A 14718-nucleotide genomic window follows, 5' to 3' on the forward strand; every position below is an offset into this window, starting at 1 on the left:
CTCTACCACCCTATTCTTCCACAATGGTCTCCGCTTGGACTTGGTCGCCCCGAAACCCGCAGAACAGCAGGCCTTCGGCCGAAAGCTGTGGAGTGGCTGTGATGGTGAGAGCGCCTCATTTGTTCTCTGTTGGCCCATACTCTCCAAGGCTGAGGAGTGCGCCTTTTTACTCCCGAGCTTTTGCTCTCTGAATTTGCAGGACTTTTCGGTCAAGCTTGGAGTGGTTTGCTGCGACGCCGCTATGCGGAGAACACAGAAAGCAAACCAACCGGTGACCAATTGGTCAGCCGCTTCGGCCTAGCCCGGATATCTCACGATATTCAGGTGCATCGGGGCTCAAAATCAGGGAAAAATGCTTCTGCTACAAAGACTTACCCCAAGCGGAGGTGTTCCCCGATGCAAACAGAGTGCAGCGCGGAGCGATTTGATTTTGCACCGGGGGAAAGGCGCGCCGTCGTGGCCGGTTTTGACGGCGGAGCGATCACTTCGGATGCGGGCGCGCTTCTGCTGGGGCTGACGGACCGGGCGATTGGCGTTATGGCCGCTTTGCCCGTTGCTTTATCGATGCTCGCAATCCGGATTTGATCGAGCATGAGGTGAGAACGCTGATGGGCCAGCGCATATTCGCGCTCGCCCTTGGCTATGAGGACCTGAACGACCATGACGAGCTGCGCCATCCGGTAATGGCGGTGCTGGCCGGCAAGCTCGAGGCACGTCGTCACAAGAAATGCGCGGCCGTGGCCGGCAAGTCGACGCTCAACCGGCTGGAGCCGCCCGCAGCCTTCGCGCTATCACAAGATCAGCCACGACCCGGCGCCGATCGTCGAGCGCCTCTGACGACTTGTGACCACGTCCTTTGCGATAAATGTTATCGCAGAAAGATGGTAGAGATCGTAAAATCGCCAACGGCATGGGCGTCAGCTTGGAAGGTCGAGCTGACGCCCCAAAATGGTTCTCCGATCGCCAGAGAGGCTGGTCGTCCTGCGCATGATGTGGCAGCGACGGCGCTTCAGTTCTCGTCTGCCCGCATGATCGTCATCACCCGCGATGTGACGTTTCGGTCGGACGGGTCGGGCGAATGGTAACGGCGGCTTAGGTTATAGTAATCGATCTTCCAGATGATCTTGATCCCACTGACCGTCATGACCGCGCAATCGTGCTCGCCATAGGGATCGTTCTCGGATGTGAACCCATCGAACGCGGTGATGGCCGAGATGATATCCCTGATCGCCGAGGGACCGAGGGACGCTATCCCGGTGGTGATGACGATGGTCCCGCCAAGGCGCCGGATTCTCAGGTCGTCGTTGAGTAGCGGACGGTCTCGTCCAGCGCAGGCAATTCAGCCGAGGGCTCGCCAGCCGGGAACGCTCCCGAACTCCACCGCCTCAGTTGGTTGTCCTTCCCGGCCACTGTCGCAATGTGATCGACACTCGATGCCGCGAGCCGCTCACACATGCACTGATCAACGACTTCCCTACCCGCCCACGAGCCGTCCCCGACCATCGACCTTCGACCTTCGACTGACGTCCCGACATGGGTGCCTCCTCCGGTCGGGATCAGGATATAGGAAAATATTCCTATTATCAAGCCGGCCTGAAACCGGGTCAGGTCGGAGTGATCAGTTGTAAATGCGCTGCGGCGGACAGTGATGACCGGACCAGGAAGAAGACCTGCCATGAAGCGAGGTTTCTCGATCACACGACGAGGTCGAAGATCTGCGGGCTCAGGTAGTGATCCGTAAGCTGCACGAGATCGTGCTGACAGATCAGGGTCGGAGTCAAACTCGACTGCTCAGAAGGTGCCTTTCGCGCACAGGACAGCCGCCGGCGCACACCATGGACCGGCGCTGTCACGGCTCGACCCGCGACGATCGGCGAGACGACTGTTATGCAGCCTCGATGCCGAAACCTTGTCACGCCGTCCATCGATCAAAAACACAACCTCGTTCCAGGTTAGGTCCGGTAGGTAAGCGAATAGTTCATTCAGCCGAGGACGTCGTCAGTGTGAAATCCGTATTTCACCCTGAGAGAACCGACAAGCAGGTTTGGAATTGACACTCGCCGCCGGTCGTCCCAAGTCCCGGATTTCTGCGGTTCTTGCATCTAGGCGACGTGTTCCTTTTCGCCAGTTTTCCCACCAAGACAGTCAAAAGCGGCCGTCGCGCACGTCATTCCTTGCTACGTGGAGTGCGTCAGTCACTCTCTCCAACTCGGACATCGTGAATAGGCGCCGGCCCGTTCCCGTTTGACAAACAACATGCGGCTCACTGCCGTTGCGCGCGTCGGCCTGCGCACCGCATAGCCCATGCGCAAGACAATTTCGGACATCGCCAAGTATCTGGATGTTACTCCGGAACCGCTGCCAAGCCCCTGGCTCAACTGCGCTCCAGTGGACCCACAATGATCCCTTGGACAAAAGGCGGTCTGGTTCGATCGCCTCGATACGCGCGCGGACTTCTCCTTCTAACCATCCCCAATGCAGGAGCAAATATGCGACTGCGGCCATCAAATCGCGCATCGTCGGTTCGGGAGCCGGATTGTCAGCCATGTTGATCGCTTTACCTTCGTTTGCAGCATAAGCCACTGGCCGTGAACGGGGCAGTGGCCAGTAAATTCAAGACTGCTCGTGGGTTAGGTGGATCGGCGCGCATTGAACAATGCCTTTTGATCGTTAAGGAGTGCGCTCTCCGGCGAATGAAGCGCAAAAGGGCAAGCGCATTACTCTTTTGGCCAATCGTTCAAACTGCCGATCGTAGCGGCAGAGATCAGCGGTCGCGTATTTTGGCGTAGGGACGCCTCGAGCCAACGCGCCGAAAAGCGACAGCGATGTAGCCTGGAGGTCATTGCCGCCCCGGACAAGTGTCCGCGATCAACGTTATTAAAGTTTGCTGTTGCTCAAGAGCGCTTGGAATTCTCGCAGACCCACGACGCATTTGCTGTGCAGACCACAGCCAGCGAACCTTGCAACAAAAAATCTCAACTCGAAATCAACCGGCTCGTCGATGGAGCCAATTACTCTACGGAGAATCGTACTGTTTGGGCTCGTGTTTGCGATAATAATTATAACTTCTGGCTTACCCGACACCGTAACTCCGTCAAACATTCTAGCACGATTGAATCTCAGAAGCCCAAGTTGATCCAACTGGCGGAATTGACTCTCAATCATATTATTTAAATTCTTGCTTCTTAATTCATCGCGGAGAGTTGCGCTCAAATCCGCAAGATGCTTCCGCAAACCCGCCTTTCCATCCAGAGCAGAATCTCCGTACTTCATCTCAATGAAGACTGGCCCGCATTTTTTTCCTGTCTTTTTGTCCTTAGCCAGCCATCTGAAGCCAACCATATCAAACCGTCCAGAACCCGCGCCGCCGTCATATTCAATATCGGTTATGAAATATTCGGTCCCGTTCGCATTGCGCGAACGGTTATTCTCCCATGCAACAAGCTGCTGGAACTCGCGTTCCAACTTCGGATGTTTGGCAAGGTAGCTGTTCATGATCTCCTTGAGATGTGGAAATGACTTCAGCCAAATCTGGCAGTCAGACTCCGTTCGAACCGACTTAGGCAACTCTTCGAGCAACGCGAGCTGCTCAGGGAGGGCATTCTTCCCGGCGTAATTCACATCGAACGTCACTCGGTAGCTGCCAGGGTTCCTCGCAATTCGCATAAGATTGCCGCCCCTGTAGTAGATGTTGATCGATGCCCCCCTGAGCGCAAGCATGAGAGTGTCGTCCACGCGCACACGCTCTGTTAGATGCCGAAGCATCCCGTCCTTCAAATCATGGAGAAATTCTTCCGAAACCGCCCTCATTCAAATCTGCTCCCACTTGCTATCATCTGTTGGTGCAACAATGTCGAATAAGCTGCCGAACCGGTCAGGAAAGAATGAATGGATCGGTATGAGTCTGCCAGGGTTGACAGCCTTGGCATATCGCTGGAGATCCTGGATATCGGCGTGGCCTGAGGTGTGGATCGTCTCCATCGGAATGCTAAGTTCGCGGCACCTGGCCATAAACCTGATGCCGGATTCCTGAGCGAGATACCCATCCCATTGAGACCAGATTGCGCGCTCCGTTCAAGCCCAAACTCATTTAGGTCGGCCAGCATCCATGGTCGAACTATCATTACGGACCTGCTCGCTGCTGCCGATAACTTCTCGGGGAATAGGCGACCGTCCCAGCACTGCCGAAGCCTTTGAGCGACTGCTTTCCGAAAACATGCGATTGCTTACACCTGCCGCCAAGAGGGAGCTTGCGACCATCGAGTTCCTGCGCAACAAGGCAGGATTATTGGCGGCTCCCGAGTCCCTGCACCTCGATACGGCGACGAACCGGTTAATTGTTGGCCGTGACGAAGAGCTGGTTGCCGGCACGAACGAGACCCTCTATCGCCGGCTCAATGTCGCCGAGAATCCTTCGGTCAAGACCCTTCTGGGCGTGGTCGAAGGGTTCAGGAGTAGGATGGAACGCCTTTCTAGGCCGGAGTACATTTATCCCGCCATCGTGGCAGGCCTGAAGCGCGAGGGTATTCGTTCGCTCATCGTAGCGCCCACGAACTGGTCTGGCAGCGCGTCATGCAGGTGAACTAGGTCGATCCGCAGCCTCGCCATCGCGTTCGGCGCCCGGTTGCCGCGGGCCGTTCAGCCCAGCTCACCATGCATCGTGATGCTGCATCTACAGTTACCAATGATGGCGACGACGAAAGGCCGCTCCCGCCCCCTTACCTTTCATCTTGGGTGGATGCTAGACAGCGGCAGTGCTGTGACTGAACATATCAGCAGGCTAAATCCCAAAATTACTGCAGGTCCTTCAAGCGAGCCACAAAGCGAAAACGCAGGCCAGCAGCGTCAAATTCAACGTCGTCGACGGCGTATTCTGCAATGTACCCGGTTCTGACAAAACCTGTTCCCCGATCAGCCGCATAAGGATCGTCGCTGGTCAGAACTACCCGCTTCTTTTCAAGAATAGCCGCTACCAGTTCATCGGATTTGGGTGATCCGGGCCGAACCTGCGAGTCATTATAACGCTGGCCTACCCACCAGTGCTTGTGCACGCACGGCAGCTTTTCGTCATCCACGAGCGCGAACCAAGATCCATGATGTCCCGTTGCTTTCGATTTTGCCATTCGGCCTTCCTCCTTGTGACACCCGCTGTTCTTATCCGCAGGACCTAGCGTTTTCCTCCAGGGTCTCTGTTTCGCCGTTTTTGAATTTCGTGCGCCAGCAATTCCTCAAGTTCAGAGATGGTCGTACGGACGGTGCTCCAATCTCCAGGAACGACAAACGCGAAGTCTTTGGGAAAAGGCTTACCGCTATCGAAGTATGAATTGAAGACGCACTCCCTAGTCGCGCCGTCAGAGGCCTGCACATCGTAGACCACGCGATACGAGGGATATTTGCCGCTGCCATCGGTGCCGATTCTGACATTCGCGCTCCCATGCTTTCGAACACAGTAATCGAGTAAATTCAGAACCGCCTCAGCGTAGGCTTTATTGTCCCTTAGCAGGTTCCAAACGTCCGCGATTGTAACATCGGTCGCTAGCATGTCCTTCACCCCCATTGCGCCTATCTGGGTTGTCAATTCAGGCAGCGGCTTTTGCGATACTGCATGCGCCGCAGTTCGATGATCTCTCTCTTGGACTCAGTCCGCTATGGCCTTCGATCTTTGTCGCTAGGTCACCGCACAAGTCGACCAACTGGCGTCGACATGCCACGGGCATCAACAGCAACGTCGCCCGTTCTTCAACAGCGATTTCGGCGAACGTTACGGCGTTATGGACCGGTTCGACCGAGTCCCAAAGGTTGGCCTCGCCGTCGATGATCAAGCCACCACGCACCCCTCGCTTTCAAAGGGAAACATGCACAAGGCCACCAAAGAAGCAATGACGCCTGGATCGCGAAAGAGTAGGCGCGACGTATCAGCCCCCGGTAGAATGCACATCGGTTCCCGTTTTTGGGAGCCGTGTTCAAGGATTATCCTGCAGGGCGCCGGCTTGTCCTTGGGTGCTGCCGCCGAATACGCCCTTGGGCAGTTCGTGGAATTGTAGAAGTGATTGTAGGGAACAGAATTGCCGAAATTCCCGTGGGTTAGCACACTGTCATAAACCATAAAATCGATGCTCCTTGGCACGCCATGCTATCGAGACAGCTAATGGGGACTCATTCCCATGGTCGGGCGACAAAACCTGTCACCAGATCCTAGGTACTGACTTTGCACATTTCGAAAGTCGGCAGTGTGCGGAAGGTCCGCGCCTCACCTTACAGTCACGGTCCACCCCAGCTGGCCACCCGCACGGGCCGGTCGCTCTCTGCGGTTCAGTGGTTCATTGTGAAAATGGTGTTTCGCACTAACGTCCCTCACCAATTTGAAGAGGGATCCGCTGCACCCGGTCGTTTCGCCTATGCTCTGTTCGTTCACGACAACGGTTCAGCGTGAAATGCATACTTTACACTGAGTGCCCCTCATTTGTCGGCGAGTATTTGAGTCAATAGGAAACGTTCGCACATTGGAGCTGCACGAGTTTGCGTCCACCTTTTGCCTGCATTCGGTTGCTTATAACGATGGCGAAATGCGACTACACGGCCGTGCTTGCCGACACGGATTTTGTTTGCCAGCTGCTGCCGGGCCAGTTTGGCGCTACGACTCCTTCTTGACGTCTGGAAGGCTCGTCACGTCATCAGCGAGTGCGCGCGCAAACGCTCGAAGCGTTGCCGTAATTGGTGAAGCGCTTCTTATCGAGCTTGATCGGAGCAACCTCATTGACCGCGATATTGCGCCCTGCCGCCGCTGTTTTCTGGTTGATCTGCCTTGCGGTTGAAGCCCGGAATGCCGAGCCAACGCCCCAGCTCCAGCTTACATAGGAAACTTCAGTAATGCGCATCGCGTAAGTTCAGGCTGGCCACCCGTACTGACGTAAGCGCCTTTTGGCACGATCCACCTCCTGGGGTAGAAACAATGTCTGCCATTCCGGCTCCGAAATCACCAAAGCTTCGACGGTCAAATCTAGCCTCTGCCGTTCATATAGCGCTGTATATCCGTCGGAAGGCTTGCTGGCATTAATAAGGGCCTTCGCCGTTGCCAAACCACCCCGATCAGTGAGCATCCCAAGGAAGATCGTTGCGGTGTAATTGGCCTCCTCCTTTGCCCGGCGGTAGATTGAGAACATTGCCTCTTCGAATCTTTCAGACAAAGTCCTCAATCGCATTCTCCATCGTTTCCGCTGAAAACTTAGCGCCGACCGCGCGCCCCATCCAACTTGTTGTCCCGATCATTCATCACTGTTCGCGCCTTTCATACCTGTCTCAGGCATATAGGGGAAGCTGTTGCCGATATGGTCGCGGCCCTTTCATCTGCCTCGCGATTCTGTAAATTGCGCGAAATTGACTCGGGGGGATATGGGTTTGTCGTTCGTCATAAACAGTGCGGTGCCTGAGGCACTCACCCCAGAACTCCTTTTTATCAAGGGCAGCGTTTCTCTATGGAACTATTCCATTCCATTCTTCACTACAAACGTCCCTCTAAACTTTGCTGAAAAGTATTTTAAACTATTTGAGGAACTGCCCCAGGCGGACACTGGCGAATGGACTCTGGAAGAGCTGTTCCAACGCGATATCTCTTGGGAACGAGTCGACAAAGAGATACTTGCTTATTTGAATAGTCCAACGCGGCCGCAGTTTTTCAATTCGCTCACAGTTGCTCTAATGCCGAGTCACACCCAGAGCCTTGGTGGAGATTTCGGCCCACCAAGAGATATCCCGTCGCTGGTAGACGCTGGGCTCGGCAAGCCCATCGGACTTGGAGGCGTACAAATTCAGTTCTATGGCTCTGATGTGGACGTGCCTTCTGGTGCGGGCAAACTGCGATGGGCGACTGATCGTGTCGACGCGGTCGCAGTTGATGGCCAGCATCGTTTGGCGGCAATCAAGCGCTTCGTCAAAGAGGCCAAACGTGAGCGTTGGGAAGGTGCCGCAGTTCCCATCATTTTTCTCATCGCGGATGAACGAATTGGCTTTCGCACCCCGCTGGCCGAAAATGACCCCTCGCGAACTGTTTCGGCACTGCGAAACGTTTTCATAGACTTAAACAAGAACGCGCGCCCAGTCTCCCCTAGTCGCACAATCCTCCTCGATGACCTTAGCATCGTCAGTGTCTCCACTCGCACCTTGATCGGGCGTTCGCTCGGCGACACGGCGGATGAGGATCGCGTACCCCTCTCACTCGTCGATTGGATGACCGACCGAAACAAGATTGACGACGGCCCCTTCCTCACTACCGTCACTCTTTTGCACGAGGCGGTTCGGCAGCTATTGGCTGTACCAGACCTTCAGTTGGACGAAGACGACAATAGCGTGAAAAACGCCGAAGTTTGGCTGGACGCTATTCTTCCAATCACTGACACAGCTGCGCGGGAAGAGATTCTATCTCAGGTGCGAACTTGCGCTAGGCTGCAAACGCGCCTGAGCTGGATGCCGGAGCAGATCAAAATTCTCCAACAGTCCTTCGAAGCGACATGGCGTCCGCAGTTGCGCGGCCTGTTGCGCAACTACAAACCCTACTCTGACATCTGGGACTACGCCGAAAAACACAAGTTACTCGGCCCGCAATTTGTAAACCTATATGTCGCGCAGGAGGCAATGCCTGCGAAGTCGGGGCAGGAGCGGAAGAAGCGACTTGTCGAGGCCGCGATGCAGCAGACCGACGGCTGGACGCTTGCGAAGCGTTACGAGGCCCCGCTGGCTGAAATCGAAGAGCTGAAGGCAAATAATTGGGCTTTCAAAGTGGTATTCCAACGCGCGTTATTTCGCGCGTTCGTCAATGTGATCCGAAATCCCAAGTCGTATTCGCCGAAACTAGAAGGCCGCGGCGACGCCGCCGGATTGTTCATCGCATGTATGAATAGACTGAATGGGGCCAAGCTCGACCTGGTCGATGCAACTTTGAAAAAAGAGGCCTTTTGGGCAGGTTCTGGCCTTTCTGCAGATTCCACGATCGAGTTTACGAATGCCGGCGCCGAACGCATTCGCGCATGGCTTGAAATCGCATTCATCATCCATGTGCATGGTACTGCCGCACCGACTTTCGACGGTATGGAGGCTTGGGCTGCGGGCGTCCCGGCTAAGACGCTGAGCTACCTTATGGACGCAAGACGGCCCGCTTATAAGGGTATGGTGAAACTCGCCGTAGCTAGAGGTCTAGATGGCGAGTCGGACAAGCCCGAGCGCTACTTGAAGATGCGTTATGAGCATCTCCGCAGCGTTTTGAGGGAGGCGTGACTTGTTTAGCTCGGAGGGGCTCGCTTCTTTCTGCTCCGGCAATGCTGAGATTGGCCACCGTTTGGTGTATAATCTCGAGTTATATTTCAGGTTAATGTTACGATGGGAGCTAGTCGGAAGCTCGGGAAAGGGATGGAAAAGTGTACTTGGGTCGCTTTATAAAGAAGCTAGCGACCGCCGTCATGAGGAAAGCCAGCTCCGCATTATCGATGTGGATTCGCGTAACCTACTAAGCTATCTGATGCTCTCCGAACTGAAGGATATCATCACGTCCGAAGCGGTTTGGCCGTTGTTCAAAGATCGGTGGCCACCGCAAGATATCTTCCTTGCGGAATTCAAGATATTCAACCAACTACGTCACAAAGCGGCCCATTTCCGACCGCTGACCGATCGTGACATGCGTCAACTTGAGAAATTCAAGGTGATGGTCGTCGAAATGAGCGCTCACTATCGCCAACAGCGCCGTGGCGCGAAACTCGTAATAGCAGCAGAGCAGCTGGAGAAGCTCCCCGAAGAATTTCAGAACGGGATCCAAGGTTGGGCGGCGGACTGCGCCGCTCAGGATGGGCGCTGGTCGGATCTTGTTGTGAAGAAGATGGGTAAGTATCTTGTGGTGGACGTCCGACTTCGCGCAGGCTCTTTCGCTCCGCACGTTGTCTCTCGCCTCGTCGATGATACTGGTTGTGACGCTATCTTCTTGTCGATAAATTTCGGAACCGGTGCACTCCGTATCTACATACCGCTCGCCCTTAAAGCAGACGAGGCAAAGTTAATGCTAAACGGTATTAAATCCTTTCAGTCCGCGGAAGAGGATCTCGTCGGCGACGATTTCGACCTAATCCCGGAGAATTTCGACTTCGTTATGCCGTACGAAGTGGACCTCCCAATGGATTTTAGATTTTAGGGATGCCAATTGCTGATGCGGGCGCCGGCTGTTGACGAAATGCAACTCTTTCAACGAGACGGCAGCGACCTTGGTCCGTTTTGCGAAGCTGGTTGGCTCACCGAACATTGAGCCTTAAAAGCTCATTCTGACCTATTGGGTCGGCGCAACGACCTCGAATATCTCCGAGTAGTTAGCCACGTGAAACTTGAACCTCGTAGGATCGAAATGACCTAGCCATCGCATCCAGGTTTGCCAGGCATGGGCGCCATCCTGAGCACCTAAGGAACTCAAGAGCGATGTCATCTCACCGAATCGCCGTGACTGCACACCAAATGCCTCAATTGCTTGAACCTCAGGATGTTGCCGAAGTTGCAGGGCAATCCAGGAGTGAAAGACGTCCTGACTCAGCGCGGCCGGTGGGTCGAGCGCGGCCAGGTCCAATCGTGCAGCCTCACATGAGGCCGTCGTGAGACCGTTTCGGTCGCCGGAATAATACCGCCACATATCCTGAGGAAACCGCAGCGATGGTCGCCACGTAGCGAACTTCACATTGTCGATTTGTGCACCTTCAAGCTGAGGCGGTGGTAGCGGAAGAAGGGTGTCAAGCGCGACTTTGAAGGCTAGGTATATTGCATCATCGACCTTCTTCGCACCTCGAAATGCCTCTGACTCGAAAAGTGAGAGATGCACGGCAAGATGCGAACTCTCGACAAGAAGCTCCAGGTTCGACGACGCTGACCACCCCAATCCCGCGCCGGTGAGGTTCGCAGAACCAAGGATAGAGCGATTGTCAGCTCGATAATATTTGGCGTGGAGGGAAGGCTGTAGCCATAGTTCAGCATGCCCCCTAGCGCAAAGAGCCGGCCAAATCGCGAGATCGGAAACGCCGGATGCCAACTCGTCTAACCGCCAGCGTGTAACCACCTGCACCGACACCCCTGGGGAAGTCGCGTCTAACACTTTTACCAGAGCAGCGAGTTTTATATATGGAGCGACAAGCAACAGTTCGCTACTTGCGTCGCGGCAAACCGCAAGCAGAGTTTCTCCGACGGGAGACGACACTACTTAACTATCCTTGTTAAGAAACTGGCGAGCCAGCCGCCCCCAGTCCGCACGGGTTTCCTGTGCTTGATTGCGCCGCGGGCCATCGGGCTGCTCATCTTCATAGCGAGCCCAAGCCATCAGAAGTAACTTGAGGCCACCCGCTGCCGTAGTGAGACGCTCGCGAAGGCTAGCGTCGTCTTCGCCGGTAGCATCCTTCTCCAGCACTTCCACAAGAGAGCCAAAGGCCGGATGGCTCGTGTTCAAGGTTATGATAATCGACCCGCCCCTCTGTTTCACCGAGAAGAACGCCATACTTTCAAGATCGGCCTCGGCAAACACGTACTTCAAGCCATCAGAAATGGTTGTAGCCGCCAGTTCCTTAGCCGCGGCTGCTGGCATTCCAAGGCTCGCCAGTTCCCCTTCGATTTGTCTTTGACGCTGATCGGCGGGCAGTTGTTCGCCCGCGTCGCTCTGACCTTCGTGGCCTTCCTCCTGCCGATGACGCGTGATTTCGGTCGCGCGGCTCTCTGGCGAATTCGGATCAGGATGCCTTGTTCGGTCACGTCGTTCCTCGGACGCCGTTTGTGCCCGAAGCAAGCGACGCAACACGTTCCGCGTTTTCTGGATTTGGTGAGCTATTTCGATTAGAGGTGCACGAGGATCTTCATCGTCGTCGAGTTGCTCGCGCAGCTCACCGAGGCTCCTCCCATCCTTCAATAGATTATCGAGGTCCAACTTCGCGAGCTCTGACAGACCATGCGCATGTTGTTTATTGTTCGTAACACCGAAGATCTCGTCCAGCGCTGGCGGGAATTCAACCTCGATCCCCCACCAGCGATCACGGGGCTCAGATGGATCGGCCCATCCATCGTCCAGTTCGAGTTCGCGACCGGCGCGCACGACCGACAATCCTTCATTCTTCGCGGCGTGTTTGCCGTAATCGCGCGAGCCGGGGTTGATGCCTTGCCGCGCTTCTTCTTTAGCGACCGAGTATCGGATTTTTACAGGATGTTGTTGGTCGCGGAACTCAATCTTATGAGTGACCTCATAGCCATCCTCACCACCCCATTTTTCAAACATAGGCCTGTCATCCCACGGTGCTGGGGTTGAAGTGCCGGTGGAAAGGTACCCAGGATCGTTCGGCTTAGCCCACTCATCGACAGTGACGTTTTCCGGACAGTCTATATCGAAGGCAGCCATGCGGATCCGAACCTGATCCTTCTTCAGAAACCGTCGGTACATGCGCCCAATCACGAATTCAGAGTTGTCAATGATTGTGGCCGCGGTCTTCCACATCAACCGATCGAGGATTGACCAGACAACCAGCGTGCCGGATTCCCCCCATTCGTTGCCGGCCTTTTTCCAAAGCTTGGGAATCGCCTTGGCTGTGGGCTCAGGCACTTCAGTCATCTTTCGGGATGCGATCTCGCCTAGGTCGAGGTAGGTGTAAATCGCGTTCGCCGCACCTCCGCGCCAAGACCACACCTCAACCTTTTGACACTGGGAAATTGAGGACGCAGGAAGCCCCATTCCGAAGCGCCCGATCCCCGTCTGGTTTGCCTCTTCGAGGCGCGTACCATTCCCAAACTGCAGGGCGATGCGGAGAGTGTCTTTATCCATTCCGGACGCATCATCGAGCACGGCAATCTGGTGAACACGGCGTCTGGTGCGCTGCGCCAACGGTGTGGTCTGTTCAGCGCACAAGAGCTCGACGTTCTTAGCGCCGGCCTGAATGGCATTGTCCATCAACTCCGCAATTGCGTAGGCGGCGTTCTTGTATCCATTGTCGCGCATAGCCTTGACCGCCAAATGCGCGGGTACGATCGAAAAATTCATGGCTCTCCCCAAACGTCTTCCCAATTGAGAAACGCGTCCCCAATATCACCAAAGCCAGGCAGACCGCTATCGACCACCGTGACGATCTCGGCTTCGGCATTGCCGCCCGCCCTCGTCCCTCTGATCGCGCGACCCACCATCTGGCTATAGAGAACCAAGGAAATCGTAGGCCGTGCGATTACGGCGGCGCTTGTTTCTGGCGCGTCAAACCCAGTCGTTAGAACGCCGAAATTGCAGATTATTCGAACGTCGTCAGAGGGTGCTTTGTACTCTTGAAGTGTCGCTTGACGTTCCAAACCTGGCGTCGAACCCGTAACGGACTTGGCCCACAGCCCTCGGGCGCGAAGGGTGTAAGCTAGAAGATCGGAGTGCTCGACCGTCGTGCCGAACACGATGATTCGACGGTGACGCTTTGCAATTTGTTCGATCTCAGACAGAATTGCTAGGTTACGAACCTCAACTTCCGCCAATCGCTGTAAAATTTCAGTAGGAATTTCGAGCGCTTCTTTTAGCCGGGCCCGATCCTTCTCAGTCATCGTCACACCGCTTGTAAGCAGCAGCGGCCTAAAAGTCGTCCTAGCCAGATATCCTTCTTGGATAAGGTATTCGACCGGGTTGGAATATCCCTCGATCTGAAGCGAGACTTTCTGACGCCCGAAGAAGTTGGCTAGCGCCTGATCCGCATCAAGGTCGTTCCAGGTTCTACCTGGCGTGGCGCTCAGACCAAGCAGAGAACTTGAGCGGAAGGGCAAAACAAGAGCATCAAGGATGAGTTGATAGGTCGGCGCCACGGCCTGGTGGGCTTCATCCATGACCACTAAGGACGCTCCGGCACCTAGCCGCCCAATAGTCGCGAGACTGCGCCGCACGGTGGCATTCATCTTAGGCAATCCCGCGACAATGAAGTCGCCTCGCACGTCGTCGATTTCTAGCGAGCGCCCGCCCCAAAACCGCCTTATCACGACTGGATGACTGCCAAGGCTTCTCCATGCCTTCTCAAACTCCACGGCGGCTTGATCACAGAGTTCCTCGCTGTGCGCGAGCCAGATCACCGACTTGTCCGGGAACAATCGTAGGTTTTCAGCAATGATGTGCATTGCTGTCCGGGTTTTCCCGGCACCTGTTGGCATGTGCAACAGAACACGCTTGCGACCTGAGATAAGGGCGCCGATAGTCTTTCGCGCGGCGCGCTCCTGGTGCGAAAATAGTCCATAGAAAGGCTCGACTACTCTTGCCGCAGGCAACTCTTCGCGAGGCTCTTCCTGAAGCGGCGACAGCTCGAAAAACGCCAACAGCGCTACCAGCCGATCACCGGATACCTTACCGGACTTCAGAGCCTCATACGGCCGCTCGGTGTGCAGCCCCAATACGCGACACAGCTGTTCCGCTTCCGCGGGCCGAAGAAGGTCTAAGAGCAATGCGCGTGTTTTCGGATTGGTTAGAAGTGTCTGCGGTTTAGTCTGCTCTACGAGAAGCGAGCGCTGCCGACCTTGGTTAAACCCCGTGCTGTCGAGCGCTCTCAAAAGTCGCAAAACCTTAGTGCCAAGCAGAGCCTGCAAAATCTCATCGTCGGCGCGCGTTAAAAACTGATCGAATCTCACCGAGCCCGGCTCACATGATCACTGAAAGGGGGACGAAAGGAGGATTCGGCAGCGAGAGGTCATTAAGGCTAAGCTATCCTG

13 protein-coding genes and 1 pseudogene are annotated in these 14718 nt (G+C 55.3%); 4 read left to right on the plus strand and 10 right to left on the minus strand.

The annotated features are described in order from the left end of the window. Positions 1-396: 396 nt before the first annotated feature. Positions 397-810 (plus strand): annotated as a pseudogene (locus tag AC0L2K_RS26925) (transposase); the annotation flags it as partial. Positions 811-1009: 199 nt separating this feature from the next. Here the strand turns inward: AC0L2K_RS26925 and AC0L2K_RS26930 are convergent. From AC0L2K_RS26930 to AC0L2K_RS26940, 3 genes are all read right to left on the minus strand, one after another. Beyond that, a complete protein-coding gene (locus tag AC0L2K_RS26930) occupies positions 1010-1339 on the minus strand; it encodes a DUF3768 domain-containing protein (RefSeq protein WP_473532851.1) in 330 nt (109 codons plus the stop codon). 1538 nt (positions 1340-2877) lie between these two features. Next, positions 2878-3810: a hypothetical protein gene (locus tag AC0L2K_RS26935; RefSeq protein WP_473532799.1), complete on the minus strand. Its 933-nt coding sequence runs from the start codon at positions 3808-3810 to the stop codon at positions 2878-2880. After that, entirely contained in the window at positions 3811-4011 is a 201-nt protein-coding gene (locus AC0L2K_RS26940; protein WP_473532800.1) for an MBL fold metallo-hydrolase RNA specificity domain-containing protein, read from the minus strand. Between the two features lie 97 nt (positions 4012-4108). Between AC0L2K_RS26940 and AC0L2K_RS26945 the strand changes: the two genes are divergently transcribed. Next, the gene (locus AC0L2K_RS26945; RefSeq protein WP_473532801.1) at positions 4109-4582 is read left to right on the plus strand and encodes a hypothetical protein; all 474 of its coding nucleotides are present in this window, start codon (positions 4109-4111) and stop codon (positions 4580-4582) included. Between the two features lie 211 nt (positions 4583-4793). Here the strand turns inward: AC0L2K_RS26945 and AC0L2K_RS26950 are convergent, their stop codons facing one another. From AC0L2K_RS26950 to AC0L2K_RS26965, 4 genes are all read right to left on the minus strand, one after another. Then, positions 4794-5123, minus strand: coding sequence for a hypothetical protein (locus AC0L2K_RS26950; RefSeq protein WP_473532802.1), 330 nt, complete (start codon positions 5121-5123; stop codon positions 4794-4796). Positions 5124-5167: 44 nt separating this feature from the next. After that, positions 5168-5557 carry a hypothetical protein gene (locus AC0L2K_RS26955; RefSeq protein WP_473532803.1) on the minus strand — a complete coding sequence of 130 codons (390 nt, stop codon included), beginning with the start codon at positions 5555-5557 and terminating at the stop codon, positions 5168-5170. 1117 nt (positions 5558-6674) lie between these two features. Continuing rightward, positions 6675-6878, minus strand: coding sequence for a hypothetical protein (locus AC0L2K_RS26960; protein WP_473532804.1), 204 nt, complete (start codon positions 6876-6878; stop codon positions 6675-6677). 9 nt (positions 6879-6887) lie between these two features. Continuing rightward, the gene (locus AC0L2K_RS26965; protein WP_473532805.1) at positions 6888-7163 is read right to left on the minus strand and encodes a hypothetical protein; all 276 of its coding nucleotides are present in this window, start codon (positions 7161-7163) and stop codon (positions 6888-6890) included. A gap of 235 nt (positions 7164-7398) precedes the next feature. On the opposite strand from AC0L2K_RS26965, the gene AC0L2K_RS26970 reads away from it, so the two are divergent. Beyond that, the gene (locus tag AC0L2K_RS26970) at positions 7399-9270 is read left to right on the plus strand and encodes a DNA sulfur modification protein DndB (protein WP_473532806.1); all 1872 of its coding nucleotides are present in this window, start codon (positions 7399-7401) and stop codon (positions 9268-9270) included. Position 9271: 1 nt separating this feature from the next. Further along, positions 9272-10174 carry a hypothetical protein gene (locus AC0L2K_RS26975; RefSeq protein WP_473532807.1) on the plus strand — a complete coding sequence of 301 codons (903 nt, stop codon included), beginning with the start codon at positions 9272-9274 and terminating at the stop codon, positions 10172-10174. A 132-nt stretch (positions 10175-10306) separates the two neighbouring features. Here the strand turns inward: AC0L2K_RS26975 and AC0L2K_RS26980 are convergent, their stop codons facing one another. Genes AC0L2K_RS26980 through AC0L2K_RS26990 form a run of 3 tightly spaced genes read right to left on the minus strand, consistent with a single transcriptional unit; the run spans position 10307 to position 14637 of the window. After that, positions 10307-11218, minus strand: a complete 912-nt coding sequence (locus AC0L2K_RS26980; RefSeq protein ID WP_473532808.1) for a phospholipase D family protein — start codon at positions 11216-11218, stop codon at positions 10307-10309. 3 nt (positions 11219-11221) lie between these two features. Further along, the gene (locus AC0L2K_RS26985) at positions 11222-13036 is read right to left on the minus strand and encodes an ATP-binding protein (protein ID WP_473532809.1); all 1815 of its coding nucleotides are present in this window, start codon (positions 13034-13036) and stop codon (positions 11222-11224) included. Continuing rightward, positions 13033-14637 (minus strand): DEAD/DEAH box helicase, encoded by a 1605-nt coding sequence (locus AC0L2K_RS26990; protein ID WP_473532810.1) that lies wholly within the window; start codon positions 14635-14637, stop codon positions 13033-13035. Before AC0L2K_RS26990 ends, AC0L2K_RS26985 begins: the two co-directional genes overlap by 4 nt. Positions 14638-14718: the final 81 nt, after the last annotated feature.

Source organism: Mesorhizobium sp. WSM4817 (assembly GCF_055811135.1).